This window comes from Kamptonema formosum PCC 10802, assembly GCF_000332335.1.
GTDB lineage: Bacteria > Cyanobacteriota > Cyanobacteriia > Cyanobacteriales > Oscillatoriaceae > Oscillatoria.
The window spans coordinates 6900525-6901541 of the sequence record NZ_KB235948.1 but is presented as its reverse complement, the minus strand read 5'-3'; the positions used below and the strand labels follow the sequence as shown (position 1 = coordinate 6901541).

The 1017-nt window shown below is 53.1% G+C and carries 2 pseudogenes; both read left to right on the top strand.

The features are described from left to right. Positions 1-243 (top strand): annotated as a pseudogene (locus tag OSC10802_RS42515) (hypothetical protein); the annotation flags it as partial. 479 nt (positions 244-722) lie between these two features. After that, positions 723-1017 (top strand): annotated as a pseudogene (locus tag OSC10802_RS53435) (hypothetical protein); the annotation flags it as partial.

Sequence of the window (1017 nt, the reverse complement as noted above, 5' to 3'; positions counted from 1 at the left end):
AATGTAGATGAGGAAGATCGGGAGTTGTTTATGCGATTGGCACCACTTTACGACCAAGATATAGAACGCGCTACGCGGGAAGGTGAGCGGCGAGTGGTAGAAAACTTGCTGCGAGTCCGCTTCGGGGATCTAGATGAACAACTGTCAGCAATTATTGACCGATTGCTGGCGTTGCCGGCAGAGGAGTTTACTCCCTTGCTGCTGCAATTATCCCGCGAGGAACTCTTAGCGCGGTTTGCATAAGGGAAAGGTGGGTTGCGTTCAACCGCGCCACCCACCCTACAATTGGGGGAGAAACATCCCTCGGCGAGTGGAAATCGCTGTCAAACCCGCGTAGGCGGGTTTTGTCTGTATAGCCGCGACTTCAGTCGCCAGGATCTGAGGATTCAGCGAGTAGAAATATCTCCTCCTGGCGATGGGAAAGCGCTATAAACCAGCGCGGGAAACCGAGATCCCCGGCGATTGGAAATCGCAGCTATACAAACGAAGTCCGCCTTCGCGGACTTAAGAGGCAAGGAAATATTAGCGCGGTTTGCATAAGGGGAAGGTGGGTTGCGCTCAACCGCGCAACCCACCCTACAATTCCGGAAACACCCACCGGCAATTGTAAAGTCCCGGCAACAAACGAAGGCAGCCGGTGCGTAACAAACCAGTAGAAAACTCGCTTTATCTGATAAAATAGTATCATATACACGAGTGCTATCTACTCAAGTTACAGACAAATGACTCGCTTCATACACGACCAATTTGCCAAAGACTACCTGGAGGCAATGCTATCGCCTTACGGCACAGTGCAAGCGCCACGCCGCGTGGCGGGAGAAGCCAGACAAATCGATGTTTGGTTCGCACCGGCACCCCAGTCAGCCGGCGCTCCAGAAACGCTGGGACTGCTAGGGCGATTTATGGCTACCCCCTGTCTGTTTGAGCCTTTCCGCAACCCTGTGACTCCTGAACAAGTTTGCGGCTGTCTCTCAAAGCTGCTGCAGGTGCAGGAGGAATACTACCGGGAAGAAAATC